Source organism: Prochlorococcus marinus CUG1435, from assembly GCA_017644375.1.
GTDB lineage: Bacteria > Cyanobacteriota > Cyanobacteriia > PCC-6307 > Cyanobiaceae > Prochlorococcus_A > Prochlorococcus_A marinus_AH.
The window spans coordinates 958670-975252 of the sequence record JAEPLP010000001.1; the positions used below are offsets into that span (position 1 = coordinate 958670).

12 protein-coding genes, 3 tRNA genes and 3 rRNA genes are annotated in these 16583 nt (G+C 37.6%); 7 read left to right on the plus strand and 11 right to left on the minus strand.

Translation table 11 applies throughout. From position 1 onward, the window contains the following. Positions 1 to 100: 100 nt before the first annotated feature. The 6 genes from JJ844_05340 to JJ844_05365 form a co-directional block, all read right to left on the minus strand. Positions 101 to 172 (minus strand) — tRNA-Thr (locus JJ844_05340). A 65-nt stretch (positions 173 to 237) separates the two neighbouring features. Next, positions 238 to 582 (minus strand): cell division topological specificity factor MinE, encoded by a 345-nt coding sequence (minE, locus tag JJ844_05345; protein ID MBO6975101.1) that lies wholly within the window; start codon positions 580 to 582, stop codon positions 238 to 240. A 1-nt stretch (position 583) separates the two neighbouring features. After that, a complete protein-coding gene (gene minD / locus JJ844_05350; protein ID MBO6975102.1) occupies positions 584 to 1399 on the minus strand; it encodes a septum site-determining protein MinD in 816 nt (271 codons plus the stop codon). Positions 1400 to 1510: 111 nt separating this feature from the next. Further along, a complete protein-coding gene (locus JJ844_05355; protein ID MBO6975103.1) occupies positions 1511 to 2173 on the minus strand; it encodes a septum site-determining protein MinC in 663 nt (220 codons plus the stop codon). 10 nt (positions 2174 to 2183) lie between these two features. After that, positions 2184 to 3440 carry an HD domain-containing protein gene (locus JJ844_05360; protein ID MBO6975104.1) on the minus strand — a complete coding sequence of 419 codons (1257 nt, stop codon included), beginning with the start codon at positions 3438 to 3440 and terminating at the stop codon, positions 2184 to 2186. A gap of 37 nt (positions 3441 to 3477) precedes the next feature. Next, positions 3478 to 4764 carry a peptidase S41 gene (locus JJ844_05365; GenBank protein ID MBO6975105.1) on the minus strand — a complete coding sequence of 429 codons (1287 nt, stop codon included), beginning with the start codon at positions 4762 to 4764 and terminating at the stop codon, positions 3478 to 3480. A gap of 71 nt (positions 4765 to 4835) precedes the next feature. Between JJ844_05365 and JJ844_05370 the strand changes: the two genes are divergently transcribed. Then, positions 4836 to 5492, plus strand: a complete 657-nt coding sequence (locus JJ844_05370; GenBank protein ID MBO6975106.1) for a cytochrome b6 — start codon at positions 4836 to 4838, stop codon at positions 5490 to 5492. Positions 5493 to 5526: 34 nt separating this feature from the next. Next, positions 5527 to 6009 (plus strand): cytochrome b6-f complex subunit IV, encoded by a 483-nt coding sequence (locus JJ844_05375; GenBank protein ID MBO6975107.1) that lies wholly within the window; start codon positions 5527 to 5529, stop codon positions 6007 to 6009. Between the two features lies 1 nt (position 6010). Here the strand turns inward: JJ844_05375 and JJ844_05380 are convergent, their stop codons facing one another. Next, entirely contained in the window at positions 6011 to 7450 is a 1440-nt protein-coding gene (locus JJ844_05380; GenBank protein ID MBO6975108.1) for a glycoside hydrolase 100 family protein, read from the minus strand. A gap of 610 nt (positions 7451 to 8060) precedes the next feature. On the opposite strand from JJ844_05380, the gene JJ844_05385 reads away from it, so the two are divergent. The 5 genes from JJ844_05385 to rrf all read left to right on the plus strand — a co-directional run bounded on the left by JJ844_05385 (position 8061) and on the right by rrf (position 13140). Then, positions 8061 to 9545 (plus strand): 16S ribosomal RNA (locus JJ844_05385). Between the two features lie 123 nt (positions 9546 to 9668). Continuing rightward, positions 9669 to 9742: transfer RNA gene (locus JJ844_05390), tRNA-Ile, on the plus strand. Positions 9743 to 9754: 12 nt separating this feature from the next. Then, a tRNA-Ala gene (locus JJ844_05395) sits at positions 9755 to 9827 on the plus strand. 256 nt (positions 9828 to 10083) lie between these two features. Further along, positions 10084 to 12959: ribosomal RNA gene (locus JJ844_05400) — 23S ribosomal RNA — on the plus strand. 64 nt (positions 12960 to 13023) lie between these two features. After that, positions 13024 to 13140: ribosomal RNA gene (gene rrf, locus JJ844_05405) — 5S ribosomal RNA — on the plus strand. Together the 16S, 23S and 5S rRNA genes with 2 tRNA genes alongside form the textbook arrangement of a ribosomal RNA operon. Positions 13141 to 13183: 43 nt before the next feature. Here the strand turns inward: rrf and JJ844_05410 are convergent. The 4 genes from JJ844_05410 to JJ844_05425 all read right to left on the minus strand — a co-directional run bounded on the left by JJ844_05410 (position 13184) and on the right by JJ844_05425 (position 16579). After that, positions 13184 to 14065 (minus strand): DNA-formamidopyrimidine glycosylase, encoded by an 882-nt coding sequence (locus tag JJ844_05410; GenBank protein ID MBO6975109.1) that lies wholly within the window; start codon positions 14063 to 14065, stop codon positions 13184 to 13186. 4 nt (positions 14066 to 14069) lie between these two features. After that, positions 14070 to 14279 (minus strand): photosystem I reaction center subunit IV, encoded by a 210-nt coding sequence (locus JJ844_05415; protein ID MBO6975110.1) that lies wholly within the window; start codon positions 14277 to 14279, stop codon positions 14070 to 14072. An 80-nt stretch (positions 14280 to 14359) separates the two neighbouring features. Next, positions 14360 to 15115, minus strand: a complete 756-nt coding sequence (locus JJ844_05420) for a LysM peptidoglycan-binding domain-containing protein (protein MBO6975111.1) — start codon at positions 15113 to 15115, stop codon at positions 14360 to 14362. Between the two features lie 72 nt (positions 15116 to 15187). After that, positions 15188 to 16579, minus strand: a complete 1392-nt coding sequence (locus tag JJ844_05425) for an aldehyde dehydrogenase family protein (GenBank protein MBO6975112.1) — start codon at positions 16577 to 16579, stop codon at positions 15188 to 15190. Positions 16580 to 16583: the final 4 nt, after the last annotated feature.

The window sequence follows — 16583 nt, forward strand, 5'->3', positions numbered from 1 at the left end:
AGTATGTTCTCGAGATAAGATTTTTTCCCATCATTGCTCTTGTAGGTTTAATCTTTTTATTTTCAGCAAAGAATATTAAACAGAATTAAATAAATCAAAATGCCGGCTAACAGATTTGAACTGATGACCTTCGCTTTACAAAAGCGCTGCTCTACCGCTGAGCTAAGCCGGCAATTTCTACATCTTACAATTAGGGAGGGTCAACTATCAGTATTTTTTTAGCTTTTTTTAAATTTATTACTTTTTGATATCTTTATCAGCTTTATCAGTTTTATCGGTTTTATTAGTTTTTTTGAATTTTATTTCTCCTGAGATAGTTCTTTTGATTGGTAAATTGGCAACTAATGCAGTCATTCTATCCTCAGTCTCTAAACTTACTGCTACCTCTTCAAAATCAATTTCAACATATTTAGCAACAACATCAAGAATCTCTTTCCTCATTTTATCTAAAAGATCAGTTGTTAAGGAACTCATGTCAACTCTGTCATGAGCAAGTACAAGTTGTAATCTTTCTCTAGCTGTATTTGCACTAGACGTTTCTCTGCCTAGTAATTTATTTATAAGATCTCTAAGAGTCATCATTTTAAAAAACCTTTGTTTGCATTAATCTCATGAATTTATCTTTCAGACTTTTGCCTTCTTTTTTAGGATCAATAATTGGTACGTCTTTATTTGTAAGTCTTTGAGAAACATTCAAATAACATTTTTTTGCAGGAGATCTGCCATCTGAAAGTGTCAGTGGCTCACCTCTATTTGTACTTATTATTACCTGTTCATCTTCTAAAACAATACCTAGCAATGGCAAAGAAAGGATCCCTTGAACATCTTCGATAGATAACATTTCTTGACTAGCCATCATGTTAGGGCGAACTCTATTGATTACAAGTTGGATAGGCTCAATATCTGAAGTATTAAGAATCCCTATTACTCTATCCGCATCCCGCACTGCGGATAATTCTGGGTTAGTAACAACAATAGCTTCTTTACATGCTGCAAGAGCATTTTTAAAGCCATCTTCTACACCAGCAGGACAATCCACCAAGACAAAATCAAAGTTCTCACTAAGTAGCTCACTAATTTTCTTCATATCTTCGGGCTTCATCCAATCCAACATCCTTGGATCTCCAGCAGGTAGAAGAGCAAGATTGGGTTCTTTTTTATGTCTAACCAATGCTTGGTCAAGGCGACAATTCTTGTCTAGAACATCTTGAGCTGTATATATGATGCGATTTTCTAATCCTAGAAGAAGATCTAAATTTCTTAAGCCAAAATCAGCATCTAATACAGCAGTTGTTGCTCCGCTATTAGCAAGTGCAATACCTAGGTTTGCAGTTAAAGTTGTTTTACCAACCCCTCCTTTGCCTGAACAAATTAATATTGTGCGAGTTTTCTTCCCCACGATTTTAAAGATTTTACAAATAATAAGGCCACTTGCAAAAAGTTAAATCTTTTAAAGATTAAGTAATTCTTAAATTTATCTAGTTTGAATTAATTTATTTCAAATGATTGATTAATTTTTATTTTCGATTATGTGTGGTTTGATAATTATCGTTTGTTTATCTATTAATGCAATTTCTGGATAACAATTTTTGGGCTTATCCTTTGGACCAATAGCTATCACATCTGCAATTCTTAATTGTAAAGGGTTTAGATAAAGCGATGCAATAGAGGCATTTTTATTTCCACTTTTCCCTGCGAATGCTATCCCTAGTAATTTGCCCCAAACGTAAATATTTTTCTTAGCGGAAACTATTGCTCCTGGATTAACGTCTCCAATAATACATAGGTTTCCATTTGAAGATATTCTTTCACCCGATCGTACCGTTCCTTGGTAAAGAATATCGTTTTTCTTTTTTGAATTGAATGATAGTAACTTATTTTTAATCTCTTGCTCTCTTATAAAAGCTGATTCTATTTTTAAAAATTTTCCGCTTATTATCGTATCTCTATTATTAGAGTAAATGCGTAAGGAACAAATATTAATTTTGTCAAAATGGTTTTTTAATTTTGCTAATTGATGAGAACTTATTGATTCATTGACTGCGAAAATTTTTACTTCTACAGGTTCCTTGATGGAAGAAAATCTTTTGATAGTTTCATGGATATTATCTAAATCTAATAAAGTAAAAATCTCTAAATATTTACTTTTTGTATTTTTTAAAACTATTTCCATTGAATTAAATCTAGGAATTGTTTTTCATTAATGAAATTTCATTTTTAATTTCATTTTTGATCACACCTGGATAAATAATTAAAGAGCTTTCCTCAGATCTCATTAAAGTTTTTATTAATGCAGAACTATTTTCTAATGCGCTTTGATAAGTGCCGTCCCATATTTTTAATGCATTATTAGATTCAAAACCTTTAAAAGACCTTTCCTTAATCCCGCAAAATAGTTCTGAATCGTAACCATTCTTTTCACATAATTTTGTGGCAAATGCAAGGATTTTTAATCTATTCATTTTACTTAGAGAACTTATGTCTGATGCCTTTAATAAATCCCTGTCAATAAACATTTTGCATAGTGTAGAAAGTGGCTCAAAAGATTCATCTTTCCATCTAATCAAATGATAATAAAAGGTAACATCATCATTTCTTATGAAATCATCAAAATTAACCTTTGAAGGTGAAAAAATCCATTTATATAAAGAATTATCTAACCAAATTTTCTTTTCATAATTATGTTTTATTGTGTGTAATATTTTCCCCAGAATCCATGTTGATATTTCGTTTATCTTGTGATTGTAGATTGTTCTATACATCAAGTTTCTGAGTACAAGGAAATGCTCAATAGCGATCACTCCTTTTGGTTTGATTCCGATATTCCCATCAGGTGAAAAGGTAAGACCTGAAATAATTCTTTCTAAATCTACTAACCCATAATTAGTACCTGTGTTGTAACTATCGCGTAAAAGATAATCGAGACGATCGCAATCTATCTCACTACTTATCAATGTTTTTAAAGGTTTTGAAAATAGTTGTTTTGTTTGAAATAATTCTCCAATTTTTCTCGGTAATTCGTTGTCATACTTTTTGAGGATTGAATTTATTGGAGAATATTTTGTAACTAAGTTTTCAGACCATTGTTCGTGATCATGCTTGAATATTGTTTCACTGGTATGGCTTAAAGGTCCATGACCTAAATCATGTAGTAGAGCTGCTCCATAAAGAACAAATTTATTTTCACAAAATGAAGATTTAATTGTAATTAATCTCTTATAAATTTTTCTAGCTATACAAAAAACACCAATTGAGTGAGTAAATCTACTCGACTCTGCACCATGAAAAACCAACGATGCCGCTCCTAGTTGTTTTATTCTTCTTAGTCTTTGAAAAGCAACTGTATCAATTAATTCCATAATCATTAATTCTTCTGGCTTTCCTGCATCAAATACTATTTCTTTATGAATCGGGTCATGAAAAATTCTTTTAATACTCATATTTTTTAAGATTTTTTATTTTCAATCTTTAGTTTTTTCAAGATTTAATTTCTTCATTGTTTAATACAACAGTTTGATTTGAAACTTCTTCTTTTTCTAGAAGCGTCCCCAGAAATAATTCTGCATTCCTCACCCATTTATCATCAGTGCTTCCATAATCACTTGTATCCGGGAGATCAAGTAATTTGTCAGGAGTCATACCTTGGCCTTGAATATTATTACCTTTGGGGGTTAAGTAACTAGCCACTGTTATAGCAATACCACTATCTTCTCCCAAACTTTTTAGGGATTGAATTAAACCTTTCCCATAAGTTTTTTCTCCCATAAGAATTGATCTTTCATTATCTTGTAGAGACCCAGCAAGTATTTCACTGGCACTCGCAGTACCTTTATTAACAAGAGTCACCATTGGTCCATCAAAAAATGTCTCCTTTTGAGAAATTATTGCATCTTTGATTCCATTTCTATTTTTTGTCTCTACAACAGGTTTCTCGCTTAATAATGAGTTTGCAACTGCTATACCTGAGCTTACTAGTCCACCTGAATTATTTCTAAGATCTAAAATTAACCCCTCCACCTCTTTCTCTTTTAACTCTTGAAGTGCCTCTTCAACTTTTTTGGGTACACTTTCGCTGAATTGAGTTATCCTTAAATATCCTATTGTGTGAGAATCGTCTCTTAATCTTTTTGTTCTAACTGGTCTGAGATCTACTGATCTTCTCTCTAAATCGACCTCTTTTATTTCTCCTGATTCCGAAGAGATTTCAACCAGAACTTTAGTCCCTGATTCACCTCTTAACTTAGAGGCAGTATTGGCAAGGCCTAATTCTTTGGATAAAATACCATCAACTTTTTCTATGTAGTCACCGCTAACTATCCCAGCCTCTTCGGCTGGAGATCCTCCAAGAGTTGAGATAACTTTAATTTTTTTGTCATCATCTTCTCCTAATTGGAGCCCAACCCCATTAATCTCACTTCCAAAATTACTTGATTTAAGTAGTTCATAATCTTTTGGTCGTAAAATTCTTGTATACGGATCTTCTAAAGGTCTTAACATGTCTTCAATTGCGGAATAAGCCTCTTCAGTTGTTTCAATTTGTTTCTGTAATGTTTTTTGTCTTATTCTCTTCCATTGTATTTCTTCAAACTTTTCTGGGTCATAGAAGCCCTCATTCACCAAGGTCCAAGCGTCTAGGACTAATTGCTTGCTATCACTGAGAGCATCCACTCTTTCTATCAGTAAAATATTGATAGAAAAAATTATGATCATTGATGCAGTGATCAAAGTTTTGAATGTTAAAAGTTTGTTAAAAGATGAATTCATTGGGTTAAGTGTTAACACCAAGTATAAGAATTTTAAGTAAGCTCTTTATATCAAAGCTAATTTTTTTTTGGATGGCGAATTCTTCATCTGTTTATGACTGGTTTCAAGAAAGACTTGAAATTCAAGACATAACTGACGACGTAACTTCCAAGTACGTACCCCCTCACGTAAATATTTTTTATTGTTTAGGTGGCATAACTTTAGTATGCTTCCTAATTCAATTTGCAACAGGTTTTGCAATGACTTTTTACTATAAGCCAACAGTTACTCAAGCTTATAGTTCAGTAAGTTATTTGATGACCGATGTAAGTTTTGGATGGCTAATAAGATCTGTTCATAGATGGAGTGCATCAATGATGGTTTTAATGTTAATCCTTCATGTTTTTAGGGTTTATCTTACTGGTGGATTCAAAAGACCTAGAGAATTAACTTGGGTTACAGGTGTTGTAATGGCAGTCATAACAGTAGCTTTTGGAGTGACAGGATATTCTTTGCCTTGGGATCAAGTAGGTTATTGGGCAGTTAAAATTGTTTCAGGTGTACCCGCTGCAATACCAGTAATCGGCGATTTTATGGTTGAACTGCTTAGAGGCGGAGAAAGTGTTGGGCAATCAACTCTTACAAGATTCTATAGCCTTCATACTTTTGTCTTACCATGGTCATTAGCAGTTTTCATGTTGATGCATTTTTTAATGATTCGTAAACAAGGTATTTCAGGACCTTTATAAACACTTACAATAAATTCATAACAGGATTTCTTCCATGTCTACCTTAAAAAAACCAGATCTATCCGATCCAAAATTAAGAGCTAAATTAGCCAAAGGTATGGGCCATAATTATTATGGTGAACCAGCTTGGCCGAATGACTTGTTATATATTTTTCCAGTAGTTATTTTAGGTACTATCGCCTGTGTGGTTGGATTGGCAGTTTTAGATCCTGCAATGCTAGGAGACAAAGCAAATCCATTTGCTACTCCACTAGAAATACTTCCTGAATGGTATCTCTACCCAGTTTTTCAAATACTTAGGGTAGTTCCTAATAAACTTTTGGGTATTGCGCTTCAAACATTAATTCCACTTGGATTGATGATTTTACCTTTTATTGAAAACGTTAATAAATTCTCTAACCCCTTTAGAAGACCGGTAGCGATGTCAGTTTTCTTATTTGGTACTTTTTTAACTATATATCTCGGGATTGGTGCTTGTTTACCTATTGATAAGTCTCTTACTTTGGGCTTGTTTTAGTCTAAATTTTAAACATATCTAGATCGTTATTTTCTTCTCTTAGAAAGTGGTTCATTAACAAAAATCCAACAATTGTCCAAGTTTGGTAAGTTCTTGATTGTTGACCTACCCAAGTACCAGTAGGCCCATCAAAATATTCAGCCCACTCTTGCTTGGGCAATTGATTAAGCTGGCACCAATATGATTCTTCTATAAGTGATTTCATTTCTTCCATAAGAATTACATCATCAGAAGCGTAATTTTTTTGATGTAAAAGAACAGCAGCACCAAAAAACCAAAGTAAACTCGGCCAATGACCACCATTGTGGTAACTCCAAGGCCAATTTTTTGGATCCGATCCAGTTTTATTTTGCCATTCTTCCACATCCATATGAGGATGACAAATTCTCATAGGCATTTGAGCCATTAAATGTTGTCTGTTATGTAAAACCAATCTAAAGAGAGCTCTTTGTTCTGCCGGGGGAAGTACTCCAAACATGCATGCTAAAGAATTGCCTAAACTATAAAATCGAAAGTCAGGTCTTCCTGTTCTAATATTTCCTATTAGATAGCCACCTCTATTCTCTAACCAATCTTGGAGCCATGAAGGAACTACTTGTGGTTGAACGTTAAATTCATTGAAATGTTGGTCATCCCCATACTGCTCAGTGGGCCTTCTTCTTAAAACTTGCATTGTTTGGCTTGTAACCCAATAGTGTTTTAAGAGAAAACTTCCTAAATCCTTAACCCATTGATTTGTAAGAATAAGTCTTTGATCTAACAGTCTACTAACATGATCTGCTCGACTTAATTCCATGAGATTTATACAACTTTTTAAACATCCATGAAGTAACACTTCAACTTCTAGAGGTGCTCCCCATACATCCATAGGTCTATCAATCATAAATGCGCAATCTGGAACAAAAAGTACTGGAGTTCCTTCAAATGTTGGATGTAGAACTAGGTCTAGTAAAAGTTGAATACCTCTTTGAACGCTTTGACTTTTCCCAAAGGCATAATCTCCACTTTTGTTAACATAATACCAACATAAAATGGGCCACCATAAACTTGCATCAGCCGAAGTAATTCTCCCAATAGATCTCTGACCGTAGTCTCCAATGAGCTTCCCTTTTTCTTCAACAAAACTAGTAGGAAATACCCCCCGAGTTTGATAATTAGTGCTTTGTAATTCAAGGCATACATTCAGGAACTTTTTGACAATTTCGTATCGTTTTTGAGTAATGAGGTAAATCATTACTGGAACGTTGTCTCTTAAGAATATTTCACCATAATTTAACTTTTTATTTTTTGTTGGGTGTTCTAGTGCCGCAACACTGCCTACTAGTTCGCCAGATATTTCAACTAAAGTCTTTTCGAAGTGTTTTTTTGCATTTGTTACAATTTTTTCCTCATCGGAACTTGGCCTTACTCTTAAATTTTTTTGACTAAATCTTTCTGCCATTTCATTTATATCCCTCTATTTCAGCCTAGTTGTTTAATGATACTTTGAACAAATAAAAAATTAATAAAAAATTTTTGTATAAAAGGTTGCACAATTACAGTTGAATGGTTTACTATTTTCTTCTGGGCAAAAATATTCTTTTTGCATTATTCAATCCAATTATCTTAAATCTTGTTTTTGGTAAAAGGATGAATTTTTTGGAGATTTGATTTCGGTCAGTATTTTCAGCCAGAAGAAGGGTTTTCCCTTCTAATGAGTTAATCAATTCTTGTTTAACTCGGCACCTAGAAAATTTAAAAACTTAGGAACTGATGCTTTTATTGCGTCAAAATCTTATCAAATTTAGATTTGGTAATTTTGAGATGTATTTGCAATAAAGGTGTGAGGTCCCGTCAAGAATATATAAATTGTTTTCAATTGCTAACTTTTAGTTTTTTGGAAACCAACGGATCTGAGATCTGGAAAGTCACTTTAGAAATATTTTTAATGTGCACTCAAAGTAATCCTTAATTATTTAAGGAGGCTGAACCTAAATAAATTAAGTCAATCTTATTTTTATTTGGAGAATGCAATTCATATTGAGTAGATTTATCTACAAAAGGATTTGAACACAACGGAGAGTTTGATCCTGGCTCAGGATGAACGCTGGCGGCGTGCTTAACACATGCAAGTCGAACGAACCTTCGGGTTAGTGGCGGACGGGTGAGTAACGCGTGAGAATCTGCCCTCAGGAGGGGGATAACGGTTGGAAACGACCGCTAATACCCCATATGCCTATTGGTGAAATGAATTTCGCCTGAGGATGAGCTCGCGTCTGATTAGCTTGTTGGTGAGGTAATGGCTCACCAAGGCTTCGATCAGTAGCTGGTCTGAGAGGATGATCAGCCACACTGGGACTGAGACACGGCCCAGACTCCTACGGGAGGCAGCAGTGGGGAATTTTCCGCAATGGGCGAAAGCCTGACGGAGCAACGCCGCGTGAGGGACGAAGGCCTCTGGGCTGTAAACCTCTTTTCTCAAGGAAGAAGATATGACGGTACTTGAGGAATAAGCCACGGCTAATTCCGTGCCAGCAGCCGCGGTAATACGGGAGTGGCAAGCGTTATCCGGAATTATTGGGCGTAAAGCGTCCGCAGGCGGCTTTTCAAGTCTGCTGTTAAAACGTGGAGCTTAACTCCATCATGGCAGTGGAAACTGAAAGGCTTGAGTATGGTAGGGGCAGAGGGAATTCCCGGTGTAGCGGTGAAATGCGTAGATATCGGGAAGAACACCAGTGGCGAAGGCGCTCTGCTGGGCCATTACTGACGCTCATGGACGAAAGCCAGGGGAGCGAAAGGGATTAGATACCCCTGTAGTCCTGGCCGTAAACGATGAACACTAGGTGTCGGGGGAATCGACCCCTTCGGTGTCGTAGCTAACGCGTTAAGTGTTCCGCCTGGGGAGTACGCACGCAAGTGTGAAACTCAAAGGAATTGACGGGGGCCCGCACAAGCGGTGGAGTATGTGGTTTAATTCGATGCAACGCGAAGAACCTTACCAGGGTTTGACATCCTGCGAACCTCTTAGAAATTTGAGGGTGCCTTCGGGAATGCAGTGACAGGTGGTGCATGGCTGTCGTCAGCTCGTGTCGTGAGATGTTGGGTTAAGTCCCGCAACGAGCGCAACCCACGTTTTTAGTTGCCAGCATTTAGTTGGGCACTCTAGAAAGACCGCCGGTGATAAACCGGAGGAAGGTGTGGATGACGTCAAGTCATCATGCCCCTTACACCCTGGGCTACACACGTACTACAATGCTACGGACAAAGGGCAGCAAACTCGCGAGAGCTAGCAAATCCCATAAACCGTGGCTCAGTTCAGATCGTAGGCTGCAACTCGCCTACGTGAAGTAGGAATCGCTAGTAATCGCAGGTCAGCATACTGCGGTGAATACGTTCCCGGGCCTTGTACACACCGCCCGTCACACCATGGAAGTTGGCCATGCCCGAAGTCGTTACTCCAACCCTTGTGGAGGAGGACGCCGAAGGTGGGGCTAATGACTGGGGTGAAGTCGTAACAAGGTAGCCGTACCGGAAGGTGCGGCTGGATCACCTCCTAACAGGGAGACAACAAAATGTTAAATATTAATTTTGTCACCTTAGGTCGATCGGTATCTCACATTCTTAGTTTATTAAGAATTTTATTTCCTAAGTTTTTCTAGGTCACACCCATTACTTTTCCTGGGCCATTAGCTCAGGTGGTTAGAGCGCACCCCTGATAAGGGTGAGGTCCCTGGTTCAAGTCCAGGATGGCCCATATCTCTATGTTGGGGGTATAGCTCAGTTGGTAGAGCGCCTGCTTTGCAAGCAGGATGTCAGCGGTTCGAGTCCGCTTACCTCCACTGATTTCCACCTCTTCCATATTTTTAGAAGGGAAATGTTTTGAGTGGTGATCAAATTCTGAACGAATCTAGCTTCCTAATTAAATTTATTAAGATGCTGGACTCATTGAATTTAATTCATTGTTTTCAGAGAACCTTGACAACTGCATAGATTATTTTTAAAGACAATAAGCATCTTTAACGATGCAGATTTTTATTTGTGCGAATGCACTAATAACAATTCTATTAAGCTGATGCTTCAATTTTTGAAGTTATTGGTCAAGCTACAAAGGGCTCACGGAGGATACCTAGGCACACAGAGGCGATGAAGGACGTGGTTACCTGCGATAAGTCTCGGGGAGTTGGAAGCACACTTTGATCCGGGAATTTCCGAATGGGGCAACCCCATGTACGGCCAACTGAATATATAGGTTGGTGCGAGCTAACCCAGCGAACTGAAACATCTTAGTAGCTGGAGGAAGAGAAAGTAAATAACGACTCCCTCAGTAGCGGCGAGCGAACGGGGAATAGCCCAAACCGATAGTCTTGACTATCGGGGTTGTGGGACAGCAATATGGATCAACAAGTCTAGAAGAAACGTTTGAATGGCGTGCCACAGAGGGTGAAAGCCCCGTAATCGAAAGATAAGTTGACCTAGCTGTATCCCGAGTAGCACGGAGCACGTGGAATTCCGTGTGAATCTGCGAGGACCACCTCGTAAGGCTAAGTACTACTGTGTGACCGATAGTGAAACAGTACCGCGAGGGAAAGGTGAAAAGAACCCCGGGAGGGGAGTGAAATAGAACATGAAACCGTGAGCTTACAAGCAATGGGAGCCCGACTAATCGGGTGACCGTGTGCCTGTTGAAGAATGAGCCGGCGACTTATAGGCACTGGCGGGTTAAACCGGAAATGGTGGAGCCACAGCGAAAGCGAGTCTGAATAGGGCGTTTGTCAGTGTTTATAGACCCGAACCCTGGTGATCTAACCATGGCCAGGATGAAGCTTGGGTGATACCAAGTGGAGGTCCGAACCGACTGAAGTTGAAAATTCAGCGGATGAGCTGTGGTTAGGGGTGAAATGCCAATCGAACCAGGAGCTAGCTGGTTCTCCCCGAAATACGTTGAGGCGTAGCGTCTAGTGCTCCAGCAGGGGGGTAAAGCAACCATTTCGGTGCGGGCTGCGAAAGCGGTACCAAATCGATATGAACTCTGAATACCCTGTGTGTAACTAGGCAGTCAGACTGTGGGGGATAAGCTCCATAGTCAAGAGGGAAACAGCCCAGACCGCCAGCTAAGGTCCCAAAATTAACGCTAAGTGATAAAGGAGGTGGGATTGCCCAGACAACCAGGAGGTTTGCCTAGAAGCAGCCATCCTCAAAGGAGTGCGTAATAGCTCACTGGTCGAGCGATCCTGCGCCGAAAATGAACGGGGCTAAGCGTTATACCGAAGCTGCGGATAAATTTATTTATGGTAGGGGAGCGTTCTATGTAGGGTGAAGCGTTAGCGTAAGCGGACGTGGACAGCATAGAAGTGAGAATGTCGGCTTGAGTAGCGAAAACATGGGTGAGAATCCCATGCCCCGAAACCCTAAGGGTTCCTCCGGCAGGCTCGTCCGCGGAGGGTTAGTCTGGACCTAAGGCGAGGCCGAAAGGCGTAGTCGATGGATAACAGGTCAATATTCCTGTACCAGATGTGTTTTGAGAAGGGGGACGGAGAAGGCTAACCAGGCCAGATGTTGGTTACTGGTTCAAGCGTTCGAGGCTTTGAGAGATGGAGAAAACATCTTGAGCTAAGGCGTGAGTACGAGCTGCTACGGCAGCGAAGTTGGTGATGTCATGCTTCCAAGAAAAGCCCTATACTCGTTAAGACACAAATGCCAGTACCCGAAACCGACACAGGTGGGGTGGTAGAGAATACCGAGGGGCGCGAGATAACTCTCTCTAAGGAACTCGGCAAAATGGCCCCGTAACTTCGGGAGAAGGGGTGCCAGCGAGAGCTGGTCGCAGTGAAGAGGCGCAAGCGACTGTTTACCAAAAACACAGGTCTCCGCTAAGTCGCAAGACGATGTATGGGGGCTGACACCTGCCCAGTGCCGGAAGGTTAAGGAAGCTGGTTAGCTTTTAGTGAAGCTGGCGACTGAAGCCCCGGTGAACGGCGGCCGTAACTATAACGGTCCTAAGGTAGCGAAATTCCTTGTCGGGTAAGTTCCGACCCGCACGAAAGGTGTAACGATTTGCGCGCTGTCTCGGAGAGAGGCTCGGCGAAATAGAATTGTCTGTGAAGATGCGGACTACATACACCCGGACAGAAAGACCCTATGAAGCTTTACTGTAGTTTGATATTGTGCTCGGGCTCTGAATGCGCAGAATAGGTGGGAGACGTTGAAATAGTGCTTGTGGGTACTATTGAGTCATCGGTGAGATACCACTCTTTTAGAGCTAGGGTTCTAACGCTTACCCGTTATCCGGGAAGCGGACAGTATCTGATGGGCAGTTTGACTGGGGCGGTCGCCTCCTAAAAGGTAACGGAGGCGCACAAAGGTTCCCTCAGGCTGGTTGGAAATCAGTCGTTGAGTGCAAAAGCAGAAGGGAGCTTGACTGTGAGACCTACAAGTCGAACAGGGACGAAAGTCGGTTTTAGTGATCCGACGGTTCTGCGTGGAAGGGCCGTCGCTCAACGGATAAAAGTTACTCTAGGGATAACAGGCTGATCTCCCCCAAGAGTTCACATCGACGGGGAGGTTTGGCACCTCGATGTCGGCTCATCGCAACCTGGGGCTGAAGTCGGTCCCAAGGGTTGGGCTGTTCGCCCATTAAAGCGGTACGCGAGCTGGGTTCAGAACGTCGTGAGACAGTTCGGTCCATATCCGGTGTATGCGCAGGAATATTGAGAGGATTTCTCCCTAGTACGAGAGGACCGGGAGGAACGCACCTCTGGTGTGCCAGTTATCGTGCCAACGGTAAACGCTGGGTAGCCATGTGCGGAGTGGATAACCGCTGAAAGCATCTAAGTGGGAAGCCCACCTCAAGATGAGTATTGCCATGGCTTAAGCCAGTAAGGTCACGGGAAGAACACCCGTTGATAGGCTCTACGTGGAAGCTTGGTAACAAGTGCAGCGGAGGAGTACTAATAGACCGAGGGCTTGACCAAATAAACTTAATTTATTGTTTTTAATTTATATAATTTTCTATGCAGTTCTCAAGGTTCAAACTATCCTGGTGTTCATGGCGACGTGGAACCACTCCGATCCATCTCGAACTCGGTTGTGAAACGCATCAGCGGCGAAAATATTTAGGGGGTAGCCCCTTGAGAAAATAGCTCAATGCCAGGTAAAAATATTTAAAAGGGCTTACTCTTAATGAGTAAGCCCTTTTTTATTTTTGGCATTTAGGACACCAATGTGTACTTCTTCCAGTAATTTTTTGCCTTTCAATTAAATTTCCACATTTACGACATTCTTTACCAGTTCTCCTATAAACATTTGTCTGTAAACCAAAATTTCCATTTTCTCCTTCCAAGTCTCTAAAATCACTAAATGTAGTTCCACCAGAACCTATACTTTTTTTTAATACAGTTACAATTGACTCTTTGAGCTTTATTAACTCGTTCTTCTTAATTGTTCGAGCTTCCCTAAAAGGTGAGATACCAGCCAAAAATAAACTTTCATCAGCATAAATATTGCCTATACCTGCCACTATTGTTTGATCTAATAGGATAGCTTTTATAGATTTTGTTCTTTTGGAAATAACATTTTTAAGGTAATTTGCATCAAAATCTTTTGAGAATGGTTCTGGTCCTAATGAACCTAATCCTTTGATTATTTTTTTAGGCGACAAGCCATCCTTGATCCACCACATTTGCCCAAAACTTCTTACGTCAATGTATCTCAGCTCATTATTTTTTCTATCCAAAAATCTTATTCTTGTGTGTTTACAAGGCTGAGTAGAGTTATTAATCAATTTGAAATATCCCGTCATTCTTAGATGAACCACAAGAAATCCGTTATTTTTTGTATATTTTTTCTGCGGAAATTTACCATCCTCATTTTCCAATTTTTTTAGTTCAGCTATTAAATACTTTCCTCTTCTGTCCCATTTATATAAAAGTGAATTATGAAGTCCTCCAATAAATTCTTCTAAGTTGGTAGGAAAAGCAACAGTTGAATCCCTAAATATTTCTACTTTTTTAATAATAAAATTATTAAGCTTTTGCTCTAACCCTCTGCGAACAGTCTCAACTTCAGGTAACTCAGGCAATTATTTAAGCTTTTTCTAATTCACTTTCAGCGAAATTATTTGTATTAGCACCACCATCAGTTCCGCTTATACCGGCATAATTTACTTTATCGAATCTAACTACACAATTATATTTAATACCTGATGTGTCAACTGAAGCCACTTTGCCTATCTCATTGTACCAATATGATTCTGGTCTTTTTACTCTTACGAGGTCTCCTCTTGAAATTGCCATTACTTTTAGTTTAACTTCTAAAACAATAACTCATCTTTAATAATGTTAGACAAATTATTCACACATATTAATTAAAAGTTCTAACAAAAATCATTTATTAAATTGTTTTCGAATTCTTCTTTAGCAGGCTCAGATCCCCTCCATTTTCTGCCTGGAATTCTTACATTTATTTCATTCGTATCGCAATTGATTGAAAGGATCAGTTTTTTATTTTCTTGATTTAGGACATTTAAAACTTTTCTATTTCTAATCTTTTTATATGATTTGTTTTGAATAATTATTGGACCATAAATTTGTTTATCTAACTCAAGTAATTCATTATTATTTTTACTTATTTGGTTATTTTCTGAACTAGTTGTTTTATTTTTGCTTAAGAAGAGCTTTTGCCCAACTTTTAAAGAATCTGGATTCATAAGATTATTAATTTCTATCAAATATCCCAATTCCAACTTATATTTGTTTGATATTTCAGTAAGATTTTCACCTATTTGAACAATATGATAATTACTTATTAAATCTGATTGTTTTTTTAAGTTATTGTTAGATTCAGAGATAATAAGATTTTGTCCAACATAGATATAATTTTCATTTTTTAATTTATTTAATTCAATAATTAAATCTTTATTGATTGAATAGAGTTTTGAAATACTCGAGATTGTATCACCAATTTTTACAATATGAATTTTTCTTATTTCAGTTTTATCCTCAGGCGTTAATTCTCTTTCAGAAATATTCTCAATTTTATTATTTCCTGAATCAATCTTTTCTACGGACTTTAATGATGAGTCATTAAAAAAATTAAGAAGGATTGCAATTACTAAAAATAATAATTTCATTAGCTTCATTGTTTATTTAAAGATAATCTCTTAATTTAAAATCGCTAGGTTTTTGAAAACAATTTAAGTAATTTAAATTTTAAAAATTAACTTTAAAAATTTCTTAACTCTTTCGTATGGGGGATAGCGAAAGTTCAAATCAAACAAAAAACTTTTGAAAGTAATAGATTTTTGATTTGAAAAATTTCGAAAACCTTCCTCTCCATGAAATTTACCAATACCACTTTGCCCAACCCCGCCAAAAGGTAAATTTGGTATCAGGACTGGTAACATAACATCATTTATACAGATAGTTCCTGAACTGGTTACTCTTGAGATTTGATTATGGATTTTTTTATTGCCTCCAAATAAGTAGATTGCCAATGGTTTCGAAGTTCGTCTAATCTGGTCCAAAGCAGATTCTTTATCATTAATTCCAATTACTGGAAGTAGTGAGCTGAATAGTTCTTTTTGCAAAATATCTGTTTCATCTAATTTAGTTTTCAAAATTGTAGGAGATATTTTTAACTTTTTCTTACTAAAAGTTCCGCCATATAAAATTCTTTTTTCTTTTTTAAATCGTTTGAGAATTTCTACAGTCGATGAAAATTGCTTCTTTTCTAATTTAGATAAGTTTTCGGAAATAATTGGATATTCTCCGTAAAAATTAACTATACATTGTTTTAATTTTTCTATGAAATTATTTTCAATTTGTTTATCTATAAAGATATGATTAGGAGCCATACATGATTGCCCAGAATTAAAAAATTTGCCCCAAACAATTCTTTTCGCAGCAACATCTAAATTTGCATTCTTGAAAATAATTACAGGATTTGTTCCGCTTAATTCAAGAGTTAATGGAGTTAAGTTTTTTGAAGCCAATTTCATAATAGATTTTCCTGTTTCGGTACTTCCTGTGAAAAATATATGGTCAAAATTTTGTTCAATTAATTTTATGGATTTTTTATAATCTCCCTCAACTGTAAGCAGGGCATCTTTTTGGAAATATTTCGAAGTAAGCTTTTTAATAAGTTTTGAGGTCGATGGGCATTTCTCTGAGGGTTTTATAACTGCAGTATTTCCTGCTGAGAAAATATTTACCAATGGCTTTAAAACGTAAAGTAATGGATAATTATATGGGCCAAGAATTAAAACACACCCAAGAGGTTCATAAATAACTTTTGAGGATGATGGAAATAGATAAAAAGGTGTATTAATCTTTTTGGGACGCATCCAAGAATTAAGTTTCTTTTTAATCAGTGAAATTTCTTCTTTTACTAAAAGTATTTCTGAAAGCCCTTCAATTTCAGATTTTCCTAAATCAATAAATAGTGATTTTATTATCTCTTTTTTATTCTCATCCAAAAGTCTAGAAACTATATTGATTTGTTTTATCCTCCATTTTATGTTTTCCGTTTTACCTGTAAGGACTGTATTTTTTAATTTATTGATATTTGCTAAATGAAATTTATCAGAAATTTTCATTTTA